The 14,284-nt window shown below is 56.9% G+C and carries 10 protein-coding genes; 9 read left to right on the top strand and 1 reads right to left on the bottom strand.

The window, feature by feature from the left end; translation table 11 throughout:
- Positions 1–191: 191 nt before the first annotated feature.
- The 8 genes from I6L58_RS08440 (at position 192) to fhuB (ending at position 11,224) form a co-directional block, all read left to right on the top strand.
- Positions 192–761 (top strand): fimbrial protein, encoded by a 570-nt coding sequence (locus I6L58_RS08440; protein ID WP_006173658.1) that lies wholly within the window; start codon positions 192–194, stop codon positions 759–761.
- A 49-nt stretch (positions 762–810) separates the two neighbouring features.
- Positions 811–1,524 carry a fimbrial biogenesis chaperone gene (locus I6L58_RS08435; protein ID WP_088208895.1) on the top strand — a complete coding sequence of 238 codons (714 nt, stop codon included), beginning with the start codon at positions 811–813 and terminating at the stop codon, positions 1,522–1,524.
- A 19-nt stretch (positions 1,525–1,543) separates the two neighbouring features.
- Entirely contained in the window at positions 1,544–4,021 is a 2,478-nt protein-coding gene (locus I6L58_RS08430) for a fimbria/pilus outer membrane usher protein (protein WP_088208896.1), read from the top strand.
- A gap of 43 nt (positions 4,022–4,064) precedes the next feature.
- Entirely contained in the window at positions 4,065–5,045 is a 981-nt protein-coding gene (locus I6L58_RS08425) for a fimbrial protein (protein ID WP_254082152.1), read from the top strand.
- Positions 5,046–5,251: 206 nt separating this feature from the next.
- Positions 5,252–7,507 carry a ferrichrome porin FhuA gene (fhuA, locus tag I6L58_RS08420; protein ID WP_088208898.1) on the top strand — a complete coding sequence of 752 codons (2,256 nt, stop codon included), beginning with the start codon at positions 5,252–5,254 and terminating at the stop codon, positions 7,505–7,507.
- A 50-nt stretch (positions 7,508–7,557) separates the two neighbouring features.
- Complete coding sequence (gene fhuC, locus I6L58_RS08415) at positions 7,558–8,355, top strand: Fe3+-hydroxamate ABC transporter ATP-binding protein FhuC (RefSeq protein ID WP_006173646.1); 798 nt, start codon at positions 7,558–7,560, stop codon at positions 8,353–8,355.
- The gene (gene fhuD / locus I6L58_RS08410) at positions 8,355–9,245 is read left to right on the top strand and encodes a Fe(3+)-hydroxamate ABC transporter substrate-binding protein FhuD (protein WP_088208899.1); all 891 of its coding nucleotides are present in this window, start codon (positions 8,355–8,357) and stop codon (positions 9,243–9,245) included. Before fhuC ends, fhuD begins: the two co-directional genes overlap by 1 nt.
- On the top strand, positions 9,242–11,224 hold the full coding sequence (gene fhuB / locus I6L58_RS08405; RefSeq protein ID WP_088208900.1) for a Fe(3+)-hydroxamate ABC transporter permease FhuB: 1,983 nt from the start codon (positions 9,242–9,244) through the stop codon (positions 11,222–11,224). The genes fhuD and fhuB overlap by 4 nt, the downstream gene beginning before the upstream one ends.
- A 173-nt stretch (positions 11,225–11,397) precedes the next feature.
- Here fhuB and hemL read toward each other — a convergent pair whose 3' ends face one another.
- Positions 11,398–12,678, bottom strand: a complete 1,281-nt coding sequence (gene hemL / locus I6L58_RS08400; RefSeq protein WP_088208901.1) for a glutamate-1-semialdehyde 2,1-aminomutase — start codon at positions 12,676–12,678, stop codon at positions 11,398–11,400.
- 178 nt (positions 12,679–12,856) lie between these two features.
- On the opposite strand from hemL, the gene clcA reads away from it, so the two are divergent.
- On the top strand, positions 12,857–14,257 hold the full coding sequence (gene clcA, locus I6L58_RS08395; protein WP_042320453.1) for a H(+)/Cl(-) exchange transporter ClcA: 1,401 nt from the start codon (positions 12,857–12,859) through the stop codon (positions 14,255–14,257).
- Positions 14,258–14,284: the final 27 nt, after the last annotated feature.

Below are 14,284 nucleotides of genomic sequence, written 5' to 3'. Positions count from 1 at the left end.
GTGAGTTAATAAGAATAGGGTGAGGGAGGCGGTTTTACCCGGTAGACGCACTTGAGGCGATTCTGATTTAATCTTGTTCAGTTTGAAATGTTATTCATTGAGTGGGTCAGAATATTTACCTTTCATTCGTCTCTACTCATTTGTTTTGTCAGGAATGGAATCATCTTTTTATCTCATATAAGGAATATTCGATGAAAAATAAAATTGTGTACTCTTTTTTCGCGGCCAGTATTTTGGCTGTATCATCACTGCCTGCGTTGGCGAGTGATTCCGGTACCGTGAATTTCGCCGGTAAAATTGTTGCTGATACCTGTGTCGTTAACGTTGATGATTCCAACTCAACGGTATCAACCGTTACCTTTGCAGACACGTATCCGTCTGACTATGGCTCAGATGGCAAAGTGGGCACCTCGAAAAATTTCAAAATTTCAGTGTCAGGCTGTGATCCCCTGGTCTCTAAACTGAACCTGAAATTTAGCGGTACCACGACGGATGCGGCGTATAAACGTCTGCAAAACGATCTGACGGGTGCCGGTAATGCGACCCATGTAGGGATTACCGTCACCAATAATAACGGTGGTAAAAGCGATGTGCTGTTTAACGGTTCTGTTCCTGACGGCATAACGGATGTCACGAACGACCCTGAGGGCACGGCTGCCTCTGTTTTTAACTATACCGCGAATGTCATCCAGGTCGGTGATACTGTGCCAACCGCAGGCCACTACTCGGCTTCCGCAACATTTGAAGTAATGTATCGCTAACTCTTTTCGGGGCAGTGTTAAATCGCTGCCCCTTTCGGATTTGAATATTATGAAAGCGTTATTAAAAGTATTATGCGGATGCATAGTCATTGGTTGCTGTTCAGCACAGGCCAGTATTGTATTAGGTGGCACCCGCGTTATTTATCCATCGAATAAATCTGAAGTGCAGATTGCGTTAAAAAATAAAGATCCCCATACGCGTTATTTAGTGCAGAGTTGGGTCAGTAATCCAGACGATACCAAAGCGCCATTTGTTGTTACCCCTCCGGTTTACAAATTGCAGGAAAACCGCCAGACGCTTTTACATATTATTTATACGGGCGATAAAAATGCGCTTCCCAACGACCGGGAAACATTCTTTGTGGCGAACGTTAAGTCCGTTTCGGCGCTTGCGCCAGAATTGAAAGATAAAAATACATTGCAGTTTGCCATGAAGACGCGGCTTAAGCTGTTCTGGCGGCCGTCGCAGTTAAAAGAAGCTGATGCGCTTCAGGCATGGGAAAAGATCGCTTTCCGCCGCCAGGGGACGCAGCTTATTGCGAAAAACCCTACGCCTTTCTATGTCTCCTTTGGCGAACTGGCCGTCGGGGGCAAAGCCGTGCCCGTTGTTGAAACCAAATCCACCCCCGGCGCGGTGGCGATGATGGTTGCGCCTTACAGCGAACAGACCTTCACCTTGCCCGCAGGCGCAAAGGGTGCCGTTACATGGACAGCCATTAACGACCATGGTGCACAAACGCCGCAGAAGCAGCAGGCCCTATAACACATCATGTTGGTAGCGTATGTCTTCGTTCTCAAATTACAGGCCGATTCTGAAGGGGGTCGCGTTAGCCATGCTGGCGTTATTCCAGCCTGCAAATGCGGACGACGAATTCAACCTGCGCATCCTTGAGCTGGACACTCCGCTGGAAAATACCGCTACACTTAAAAATTTCATCGGGAATAACAGCTTACTGGCCGGAAGCTACCCCGTGACCATTATGTGGGGACGGGACATCATCGATAAACGGACCGTGACCTTTGTACTGTCAGACGACAAGCAAAGGCTGCTGCCCGAACTGACCAAGGCAGACCTGCGTGATTTTGGCCTCAAGGTAGATACCCTGTCGGACATGAAAGATCTGGCTGATAGCGCCCGGGTAGAGGATATCTCGCATTTCATTGAAGGGGCGCAGTACGACTTTAATCAGGACGATCAAACCCTGAGTCTGGTGATCCCGCAGATTTATCGCGACCAAACGGCGTCAGGGACGATCAACCCAAAATACTGGGACGACGGAGCATCGGCTGCCTGGGCCAGCTACCAGGTCAGTGGCTCGCAGCAGGAATCAGATTCCGGTAAAAATACCTCCACCTGGCTGGGTCTGGATTCGGGCATTAACCTCGGCGCGTGGCGACTGCGTAATAACAGCACCTGGAGCGACACCGCTGGCTGGGACGCCATCAGTACCAGCCTGCAACGCGACATTAAAGCTTTACGAAGCCAGCTGGAGATTGGCCAGACTGCCACCAGCGGCGAGTTATTTGATAGCGTTCAGATGACGGGCGTAAAGCTTGAAACCGATATCTCCATGTTGCCAACCAGTCAGCAGGGGTTTGCGCCTGTGGTTCGCGGTATTGCCAATAGCGATGCGAAGGTCACCATCAAGCAAAATGGCTATACCCTCTACCAGACCAACGTCGCCCCCGGTCCGTTTGAAATTCATGACTTAAGTCAGGTTACCTCCGGTGCCGATCTCGAAGTGACCGTAGAAGAAGCGGATGGCAGTGAACACAGCTTTATTCAGGCCAGCGCCTCGGTACCCATTCTTCAGCGGGAAGGTGCGTTTAAATATTCCCTCGCAGCAGGAACGTTTCGCGGTAATGAAGGGGAGGAAGAACCTGCTTTTGCGCAAGGAACGGCGATTTATGGCCTGCCTTACGGCGTGACGATCTACTCCGGTGCGCTGGGAGCATCCCTTTATCATGCGTTTCTGGCCGGCGTCGGCGCGGATTTGGGGCGCTTCGGCTCGGCATCGGTTGACGTGACCGCCGCCCACACCCTGTTTGACGATGGCCGCGATCCCGCCAGCGGCTTGTCATGGCGCGCGCAGTATTCGAAAGACATTCCTGATACGGACACCACGGTCACGCTGGCGAGCTATCGCTATTCCACCGCCGGGTTTTATACCTTTCAGGAGGCTATCGACCAACGCGACAGCAACATTGACGACGGGATCTACACCTATCGACGGGTAAATAACCGTCGCAGCCGTATGCAGGTTAACCTCTCTCAGCGACTGGGGGACTGGGGCTCCACCTATGTTAACGCTTATCAGCAGAACTACTGGGATATGAGCGGCAGCGAACGCAGCGTGAGCGCCGGGTTTAGCTCAAGCTGGCGCGATATAACCTGGTCTGTCAGCTACAACCTGACCCGCACCCCGGATGCCGACAACGACAGGCAGCTGGCGCTGATGGTCAACATCCCTTTCTCACGCTGGCTGCCAAATTCATGGGCAAGCTACAGCATGACGACCGCCAGCGGCGGGTATACCTCTCATCAGGCGGGTATTGGCGGAACGGCGCTGGAGGATAATAAGCTCAGCTACAACCTTCAGCAGAGCTATACCAGCAACAATGTCGGATACGGCGCCAGTCTTTCAGGGCGTTACAGAGGATCGGCTGGCGAGGTCGGGCTGGGTTACAGCTACGGCGGCAGCAACAGGCAGTGGAATTACAACGCGAAAGGCTCGCTGGTAGCCCATGAGCACGGGGTGACGCTCGGGCAGTCTGTGCGCGACGCCTTTGCCATCGTCCATATCAAAGACGGCAGCAACGTGAAAGTCCAGAACGGGCGCGGGATTTATACCGACGCTTTTGGCAATGCGATTGTCCCGACGCTGACGGCCTATCGCCATAATGGCATCACCGTAAACACAGAGGATCGTGACGATCTGGATATCGAGCTCGCGACACAGGATGTGGTGCCAACCAAAGGGGCGGCCATGATGGCGAATTTTGATGCGCGTGCAGGCCAGCGCGCGCTGGTCAAGCTGATTTATCTCGGTAAACCCGTGCCGTTTGGGGCCATCGTCACGCTGGATAACACCTCCGCGATTGTCGGTGATGACGGGGAAGTCTGGCTAACCGGCCTGCAGGGGACTGTCGCGTTAAGCGTGCAGTGGGGTGAGGACGCCGGACAGCAGTGCAAAGGGACGTTGACCGTGCCTGCTGAGCGCGCGGCAAACATTTTAAAATCAACGGTGCATTGCCGTTAGGTGGGGAACGATGGGTAATGATTTATCACTCAGGCGTGCGCTGATGAGCATAGGGTTGCTGGCTGCTGCGGGGGCGTTGTCGCCTGCGTATGCCAACACAACCTGTGTCGGCAACCAACTGGAGAATGGGGTACTCAATTTTCAACTTCCGGCCATTATCCGAGTGGACCCCGATTTACCGGTGGGCTCCATTATCTATGAAGACAGTATTGAGAGCGGTCGGGTTGAGATGGAGTGCCAGAGCACCGGCAATAAATACAAAGGCTACGTTGCGTTAACCGACAGCGATGCGCGCAACGGGGTTATGGAGGGCGTTTATCAGACTAACGTTCCGGGTATCGGCATCCGTATGGCGCAAGCCCAGGACAGCACCGCGACCTTTACCTCTTCAGACATTATCACGCCGATGCATTTTGTCAGTTACGGCGGCAGCGGATGGAGCATCATTAAGACCACCTTCCATGGCGCGCTTCAGCTGGTGGTCACGGGAGAGGTGAAAGAGGGGTATCTGGATACGTCCAGGCTGACAGCTGAAGAGAGGTGGGGAAAGGACGTGGTAGCACAGCTGCTGATCTCCCCCGGCAGTGTGCAAATCGTAACGGCATCGCATACCTGCAATCTGGTGGATAAAAATATCTATGTCCCACTGAAAACGGTGAATGCCGGGGATTTTGATAATAACTATTCCGATATTCTCACTGATGAGCGTTTCAAAATCTCCCTGACCGAGTGCTCGGCGGATACCCGTGTGGACTTCCGATTCACCAGTAGCGGCTCCACCGGGGTAACCAATGGTCACACCCTGAACATTGCTGATAGCGCCCAGGCCGCCTCGGGGATAGGTATCCAGATTCTGGATAAGAACAATACACTGCTGACGTTCGACCAGGCCTACACCGCCACCACCAGCACGGGCGATAAAGAGGCCGTGGATATTCCACTGAAGGCGCGGTACATCAAAACGGGGGACGTGAGACCTGGCAAAGTCGATGCCGTAGCCACATTTGATGTGTTCTACCGATAAATGCACCACACCCGCGCCAGCGGGTTAAGTGCGATCAATTTTCTAACCTCATTAACCCTCTCTTTTCATCTGGTTATTTCTTAAACCCTTAATTCTCGTAGGGCCGCTTACTGCTTGCTATGCCGCCAGCGTTTCGCATATTATTCTGCGGTCATAATAATAATTCTCGTTTACGTTATCATTCACTCTTTCATCAGAGAACCATCATGGCGCTTTCCAATACTGCTCAGCCAATTAATACGACGCTGCGTAAAATCGCAGTTGTTGTCGCCACAGCGGTTACCGGCATGTCTGCATATGCACAGGCGGCGGAAACCCCGAAAAAAGAAGACACCATCACCGTTACTGCCGCGCCGGCTGCACAGGAAAGTGCCTGGGGCCCTGCTGCGACGATTGCCGCAAGACAATCCGCTACCGGGACCAAAACGGATACCCCTATTCAAAAAGTTCCGCAGTCCATTTCAGTGGTCACTGCAGAAGAGATGGCGCTGCATCAGCCTAAATCCGTGAAAGAAGCCCTCAGCTATACCCCGGGCGTTGCGGTGGGCACGCGTGGTGCATCCAATACCTATGACTATCTGATCATCCGTGGTTTCGCTGCCGACGGCCAAAGCCAGAACAACTATCTGGACGGCCTGAAGATGCAGGGCAACTTCTATAACGACGCGGTGATCGACCCTTATATGCTGGAACGCGCAGAAATCATGCGCGGTCCGGTTTCCGTTCTGTACGGAAAAAGCAGCCCTGGCGGCCTGCTGAACATGGTGAGCAAGCGCCCAACCACGGAGCAGCTGCGCGAGATCCAGTTCAAAATGGGCACCGACAACCTGTTCCAGACCGGCTTCGACTTCAGCGATGCGATCGATGACGACGGCGTTTACTCTTACCGTCTGACCGGCGTGGCGCGCTCCAACAATGCGCAGCAGGATGATAAAGGCGAGCAGCGTTACGCCATCGCGCCAGCGTTCTCCTGGCGTCCGGACGATAAAACCACCTTCACCTTCCTCTCTTACTTCCAGAACGAGCCGGAAACGGGCTACTACGGCTGGTTGCCAAAAGAGGGCACGGTTGATCCGCTGCCAAACGGCAGCCGTCTGCCGACCAATTTCAACGAAGGTGCGAAGAACAATACCTATTCCCGTAACCAGAAAATGGTGGGATATAGCTTCGATCACGCCTTCAACGATACCTTTACCGTGCGTCAGAACCTGCGTTATGCGCAGAATAAAACCTCGCAGAACAGCGTGTATGGCTACGGTATGTGCTCCGATCCGCTCTATTCAAGCAATCCGGCAACCAGCCCGTGTGCGAGCGTTCCACAGTCCCAGTGGGGTCATACGCTGACGCGTCAGTACGTCATTGATAATGAGAAGCTGGAAAACTTCTCTGTCGATACCCAACTGCAAAGCAAGTTCGCGACGGGTGCTGTCGATCATACCTTGCTGACCGGCGTTGATTTCATGCGTATGCGAAATGATATCGACTCCTGGTTCGGCTATGCCGGCTCCGTTACGCCTTCAGATATCTACAACCTGGATCGCGGCGACTTTGATTTCGGTTCGCACCCTGGCCCATCCGGGGCTTATCAGGTGCTGAACAAGCAGAAGCAGACCGGGGTATACGCACAGGATCAGATCGAGTGGGATAAAGTTCTGGTGACGCTGGGCGGACGTTATGACTGGGCGAAACAGGATTCCCTTAATCGCGTTGCCGGCACAACGGATTCCCGTAATGACAAAGAGTTTACCTGGCGTGGCGGTGTTAACTACCTGTTCGATAACGGGGTAACGCCTTACTTCAGCTACAGCGAATCCTTTGAACCTTCTTCTCAGGCAGGTGAGGGCGGTAAGATCTTTGCACCGTCTAAAGGCAAACAGTACGAAGCGGGCTTGAAATATGTGCCAAGCGATCGTCCTGTCGTCGTGACCGGTGCGCTGTACCAGCTTACCAAATCTAACAACCTGATGGCCGATCCGGCGGGGGGCATTTTCTCCGTAGAAGGCGGCGAGATCCGTGCTCGCGGCGTCGAGCTTGAAGCGAAAGCGGCGTTGTCTGCCAGCGTGAACGTTGTCGGTTCTTACACCTACACCGACGCTGAATACACCACCGACACCAATTATAAAGGCAACACGCCGGCTCAGGTGCCAAAACACATGGCGTCAGTATGGGGCGATTACACCCTGTTTGACGGCGCGCTGTCCGGCCTGACCCTGGGAACAGGCGTACGTTACACCGGCTCCAGCAAAGGTGACCCGGCGAACAGCTTCACCGTGGGCAGCTACACCGTGGTGGATGCGCTGGTCCGTTACGATCTGGCCCGTGTTGGCCTGGCGGGTTCCAACGTGGCGCTACACGTGAACAACCTGTTCGATCGTGAATACGTTGCCAGCTGCTTCAACACCTACGGTTGCTTCTGGGGTGCTGAACGTCAGGTTGTCGCGACTGCGACCTTCCGCTTCTAATCTCTCTTCGGGCACGGTTTTCCGTGCCCTTTTTATTAAAGTTGGCTGACATGCAGGACAATAAAACGCGCTCCGACACCACCTTTGCTCTCAACAACCTCTCCTTTCGCGTACCCGGGCGCACGCTGCTGCATCCGCTCTCTTTGACGTTCCCTGCCGGAAAAGTGACGGGCCTGATTGGTCATAACGGCTCAGGCAAATCAACGTTGCTCAAAATGCTGGGGCGTCATCAGCCGCCGTCGGAAGGCGAGATCCTGCTGGACGGTCAACCGCTGGAGAGCTGGAGCAGTAAAGCCTTTGCCCGCAAGGTGGCGTATCTGCCGCAGCAGTTACCGCAGGCAGAAGGGATGACGGTGCGCGAGCTGGTGGCGATTGGGCGTTATCCGTGGCACGGTGCGCTCGGTCGTTTTGGTGTCGCCGACAGAGAGAAAGTGGACGAGGCGATTGCGCTGGTAGGCTTAAAGCCGCTGGCGCACCGTCTGGTGGATAGCCTGTCCGGCGGCGAACGCCAGCGGGCGTGGATTGCGATGCTGGTGGCGCAGGACAGCCGTTGCCTGCTGCTTGATGAACCGACCTCGGCGCTGGATATCGCCCACCAGGTTGACGTTCTTGCGCTGGTGCATCGCTTAAGCCAGCAGCGTGGCCTGACGGTGATCGCGGTGCTGCATGATATTAATATGGCCGCGCGCTACTGCGATTATCTGGTGGCGCTGCGTGGCGGAGAGATGATTGCCCAGGGCACCCCTTCTGAACTGATGCGCAGCGACACGCTGGAGCACATTTACGGTATTCCAATGGGTATTTTGCCTCACCCTGCCGGGGCCGCACCGGTGAGCTTCGTCTACTGATGCAGGATCCCATCTCACTTAGCCGCCGCCGTCTGTTAACGGCGATGGTGCTCTCACCCCTGCTGTTCAACATGAACAGGGCTCAGGCGGCTGCGATCGATCCGCACCGCATCGTTGCCCTGGAGTGGCTGCCTGTCGAGCTGATGCTGGCGCTGGGCATCACGCCCTACGGTGTGGCCGATATTCCGAACTATACCCTGTGGGTGAACGAGCCAAAATTACCCGATTCGGTGATCGACATCGGTCTGCGCACCGAACCGAATCTTGAACTGCTCACGCAGATGAAACCATCATATCTGTTCTGGTCAGCGGGATATGGGCCGTCGGAAGAGACGCTGGCGCGTATCGCGCCTGGCCGGGGTTTTTCCTTTAGCGACGGGAAAAAACCGCTGACAATGGCGAAAAATTCCATTAACGAGATGGCGCAGTTCCTGAACCGCGAAGCGGCGGCGAAACGCCATCTTGACGCATTCGATGCCCTGATTGACTCCCTCAAACCGCGCTTTGCCCACCGTGGCGATCGGCCTTTGCTGATGGTCACGCTGCTGGACGCCCGCCATATGCTGGTCTTTGGTAAAAACTGCCTGTTCCAGGAAGTGCTCGACAGCTTTGGGATCCGCAATGCCTGGGAAGGAGAGATGACCTTCTGGGGCAGCACCACCGTGGGTATCGACCGTCTGGCGGCGTTTCGTGATGTTGACGTTCTGTGCTTCGACCACGGCAACGAGCGCGAGATGCAAACCCTGATGGCTACCCCGCTGTGGCAGGCGATGCCGTTTGTGCGCGCCCAGCGTTTCCTGCGTGCGCCAGCGGTGTGGTTCTACGGTGCAACGCTGTCGGCCATGCATTTCGCCCGCGTGCTGGACACGGCGCTGGGAGGCAAAGCATGAGTTCACGTATTGCACGTTTTCCGGCCCTGCTGCTGACGCTGATTTTTATCGCGGCGCTGGCGTTGACCGGGTTCAATCTGTCGACGGCTTTGCCCCGCAGCCAGTGGGGCGCAGCCCTCGCCGCGCCGGATATCGATAACATTCAACAGATGCTGTTCCACTACAGCCTGCTGCCGCGCCTGGCGATTTCGCTGCTGGTGGGGGCCGGGCTGGGGCTTGTCGGCGTCTTGTTCCAGCAGGTGCTGCGTAACCCGCTGGCAGAACCGACGACGCTCGGCGTCGCGACGGGCGCGCAGCTTGGGATCACCATCACGACGCTTTGGGCGCTGCCTGGGGCGTTAACCACGCAGTTTGCCGCGCTTACCGGAGCATGTGTGGTCGGCGCGCTGGTGTTCGGCGTCGCCTGGGGTAAACGTCTCTCGCCGGTCACCTTGATTCTGGCCGGTCTGGTAGTGAGCCTCTACTGCGGGGCGATTAACCAGTTGCTGGTGCTGTTCCATCACGATCAGCTGCAAAGCATGTTCCTGTGGAGTACCGGCACGCTCACGCAAACCGACTGGAGCGTGGTGCAGCGTCTGTGGCCGCAGCTGATCGGCGGCGTGGTGTTGACGCTGCTGCTGTTACGTCCGCTGACGCTGATGGGGCTGGATGATGGCGTCGCGCGTAATCTCGGGCTGGCGCTGTCGCTGGCGCGTCTGGCCGCGCTGACCCTGGCGATTGTGCTCAGTGCGCTGCTGGTAAACGCGGTGGGTATCATCGGCTTTATCGGGCTATTTGCGCCGCTGCTGGCGAAAATGCTCGGTGCGCGCCGTCTGCTGGCGCGCCTGATGCTGGCCCCGCTCATCGGAGCGCTGATCCTCTGGCTTTCCGATCAGCTTATCCTCTGGCTGGCGCGCGTGTGGATGGAAGTCTCGACCGGTTCGGTGACGGCGCTGATCGGCGCGCCGCTGCTGCTGTGGCTGCTGCCACGTCTGCGCAGCATCAGCGCACCGGCCATGGATGCCGGGGATAAAATACATGCAGAGCGGCAGTCGTTGCTGTGGTTTAGCCTGGCCGGGCTGGCGGTGCTGATTATCGCCGCCTTCGCGGCGCTTTCTCTGGGACGTGATGCGACAGGCTGGCACTGGGCGACGGGCGACCTGCTTCACGAACTGCTGCAGTGGCGCTGGCCGCGGATCTTCTCCGCGCTGATTGCGGGTGTGATGCTGGCGGTTGCGGGCTGTATTATTCAGCGTCTGACCGGTAACCCGATGGCCAGCCCGGAAGTGCTGGGGATCAGCTCCGGCGCTGCGTTCGGTGTGGTGCTAATGCTGTTCCTCGTGCCGGGAGATGCCTTTGGCTGGCTGATGCCTGCCGGGAGTATCGGCGCGGCGGTGACGCTGCTGATCATTTTGATTGCCTCCGGTCGCGGCGGCTTCTCCCCGCACCGTATGCTGCTGGCCGGGATGGCGCTCAGTACGGCGTTTACGATGCTGCTGATGATGTTACAGGCCAGCGGCGATCCGCGTATGGCGCAGATCCTGACCTGGATCGCCGGCTCTACCTATGGTGCCACCGGCAGCCAGGTGATTCACACCGGGATCGTGATGATCGTGCTGTTGGCCATTGTGCCGCTGTGTCGACGCTGGATGACTATCCTGCCGCTTGGCGGTGAAACCGCGCGTGCGGTGGGGATGGCGCTGACGCCAACGCGGGTGGGGCTGCTGCTGCTGGCGGCATGTCTGACGGCCACGGCGACCATGACCATCGGCCCGCTGAGCTTTGTGGGGTTAATGGCGCCGCATATCGCCAGAATGATGGGGTTCCGTCGGACGATGCCGCACATCGTCATGTCTGCCCTGACGGGCGGCGTGATGCTGGTCTTTGCTGACTGGTGCGGAAGAATGGTGCTGTTCCCGTATCAGATCCCAGCCGGGCTGCTGTCGACCTTTATCGGTGCGCCGTACTTTATTTATCTGCTGAGAAAGCAGAGTCGGTAGGATTAACAGGGAAAGGGTGTAGACCTGAATTCTCCCTCTCCCTGTGGGAGAGGGCCGGGGTGAGGGCATCAGGCCGCACACTGGTCAAGCATCACACCCGCATACTCCCCCTCACCCCAACCCTCTCCCCTAAGAGGAGAGGGAGTGGATCGAGCGGCTTTAACCCTTAGGCATTACAGCTTCGCAAACACCTTACGCGCTGCGTCGATGGTCTTATTGATATCCTCTTTGCTGTGCGCCACGGACATAAAGCCCGCCTCAAACGCTGACGGTGCCAGATACACGCCTTCTTCCAGCATCAGGTGGAAGAAGCGCTTGAAGCGTTCCACGTCGCACTTCACCACGTCCTGATAGCAGGTCACGGTTTTCGCCTCGGTGAAGAAGATCCCGAACATGCCGCCAACGTGGTTCACCACCAGCGGAATACCCGCTTCTTCAGCCGCCTCCAGCAGGCCGTCGGCAAGCTGGGTGGTCAGGTCGGTAAGGGTGTTATGAATACCCGGCTGCGCGACCTCGGTCAGACAGGCAAAGCCCGCCGCCATGGCTATCGGGTTACCGGAGAGCGTTCCCGCCTGGTACACCGGGCCGGTTGGCGCGAGCGCTTCCATTACCTCTTTGCGCCCGCCAAACGCACCTACCGGCATACCGCCGCCGATGATTTTGCCAAGGCAGGTCAGATCCGGGATGACGTCGTAGTAAGACTGCGCGCCCGCCAGCGCCACGCGGAAGCCGGTCATCACTTCATCGATAATCAGCAGCGCGCCAAATTCGTCGCACAGGGCGCGCAGGCCCGGCAGGAACTCGGGCTGAGGCGGAATACAGTTCATGTTGCCCGCGACCGGCTCAACGATAATGCAGGCGATCTCCTGTGGATACTGCTCGAACGCTTCGCGAACGGTGTTGAGATCGTTATAGGTGCAGGTCAGGGTGTGCTTAGCGAAGTCCGCAGGCACGCCCGGAGAGTTTGGCTGGCCGAGGGTCAGCGCGCCGGAGCCGGCTTTCACCAGCAGGCAGTCCGCGTGGCCGTGGTAGCAGCCTTCAAATTTGATGATCTTGTCTCGGCCGGTAAACCCGCGCGCCAGACGGATCGCGCTCATGGTCGCTTCGGTGCCCGAGTTCACCATGCGCACCATGTCCATCGTCGGCACCAGTTCGGTCACCAGCGCCGCCATTTTGACTTCCATCTCGGTCGGCGCGCCGAAGCTCAGACCGCGCTGGGCCGCTTCAATCACCGCGTTGCGGATAGCCGGGTGGTTATGCCCCAGCACCATCGGACCCCAGGAACCGACATAATCGATATAGGCTTTGCCATCGACATCAAACAGGTACGCGCCGTCAGCGCGTTCAATAAACAGCGGCGTTCCACCTACGCCGGTAAAGGCGCGAACCGGCGAGTTCACGCCGCCTGGAATAAGCTCGCGGGCTGCACTGTAGAGGTTTTCTGACTTGCTCATGGCGTGGTTCCTGGTTCGTATAAAATGATTAAGCACACTATTCTAAGTGATCCGCGGAGGGTTATGAAATGTTTGCCCTAATAACGCCTAAACAATTGTTAAGGATTATTCAGAGGACGATGGCGCAGTCTCTGGTAAAATCCTTGCGGCAATTTGTATGACGATAAAAGAACCGGACATGAAATCAGACTCTCCTTCTTTTGAAGAACAACAGTTTACGCGTGCGCAGCGACGCATCAGCATTCGTCGATTGCTTAACCGCGATAAGACTCCGCTGGCTATTTTGCTGGCCGCCGCCGTGGTAGGCACCGTTGCGGGGCTGCTGGGCGTGGCGTTCGAAAGGGCGGTCAATAGCGTCCTCAACTGGCGTATCGGCACCATCGCCGGGTATGCGGATCGCGAGTGGCTGGTCTGGGTATGGGCGTTTGGCCTGTCGGCACTGCTGGCGATGGTGGGGTATTTTCTGGTGCGCAAATTCGCGCCGGAGGCGGGCGGATCCGGTATCCCGGAAATTGAGGGGGCGCTCGAAGAGATGCGCCCGGTGCGCTGGTGGCGCGTGATCCCGGTAAAATTCATCGGCGGCATGGGCACGCTCGGGGCGGGCATGGTTCTCGGCAGGGAAGGGCCGACGGTGCAGCTCGGGGGTAACGTCGGGCGCATGATCGGCGATCTGTTCCGCATGCGCAGCGCCGAGGCGCGTCATACGCTTCTGGCAACCGGTGCGGCGGCGGGGCTTTCCGCGGCGTTTAATGCGCCGCTGGCGGGCATCCTGTTTATTATTGAGGAGATGCGCGCCCAGTTTCGCTATAACCTGATTTCGATTAAAGCGGTGTTCACCGGCGTAATCATGTCGAGCATTGTCTTTCGGATTTTCAATGGCGAAGGAGCCGTCATTGAAGTCGGTAAGTTGACCAATGCGCCGGTCAATACTCTGTGGCTTTACCTGGTGCTCGGGATGATTTTTGGCGTCGTCGGCCCGCTTTTCAACACGCTTATTTTGCGCGCGCAGGATATGTTCCAGCGCATTCACGGCGGCAATACGACCAAATGGGTGCTGGTAGGCGGACTGCTGGGTGGGGCCTGCGGCATCCTTGGGTTTATCGAGCCGAATGCGGTTGGCGGCGGGTTCGGGCTGATCCCCATCGCGGTGGCGGGAAATTTCAGCGTTGGGCTGCTGTTGTTTATGTTTATTTCACGCGTTATTACCACGGTGCTGTGCTTTTCCTCCGGCGCGCCAGGCGGCATTTTCGCCCCCATGCTGGCGCTTGGCACGCTGCTGGGTACCGCGTTTGGCATGGCGGCGGCCTCGGGTTTTCCGGCGTATCATCTCGAGGCAGGGACCTTTGCGGTGGCGGGAATGGGGGCGCTGCTGGCGGCCTCGCTTCGCGCCCCGTTGACCGGGATCGTGCTGGTTCTTGAGATGACCGACAATTATCAGCTCATTTTGCCAATGATCATTACCTGCCTCGGCGCGACACTATTAGCCCAATTCCTCGGTGGAAAACCGCTATACTCCACCATTCTTGCCCGTACCCTGGCGAAACAGGAGGCTGAACAGGCCTCGACGCAGAATACTTGAATGAATTACCAGGGTATTAGATAATGA

Source organism: Enterobacter cancerogenus (genome assembly GCF_019047785.1).
Taxonomy (GTDB): domain Bacteria; phylum Pseudomonadota; class Gammaproteobacteria; order Enterobacterales; family Enterobacteriaceae; genus Enterobacter; species Enterobacter cancerogenus.
The sequence above is the reverse complement of the archived record's forward strand: the minus strand, read 5'-3'. Positions and strand labels throughout refer to the sequence as shown.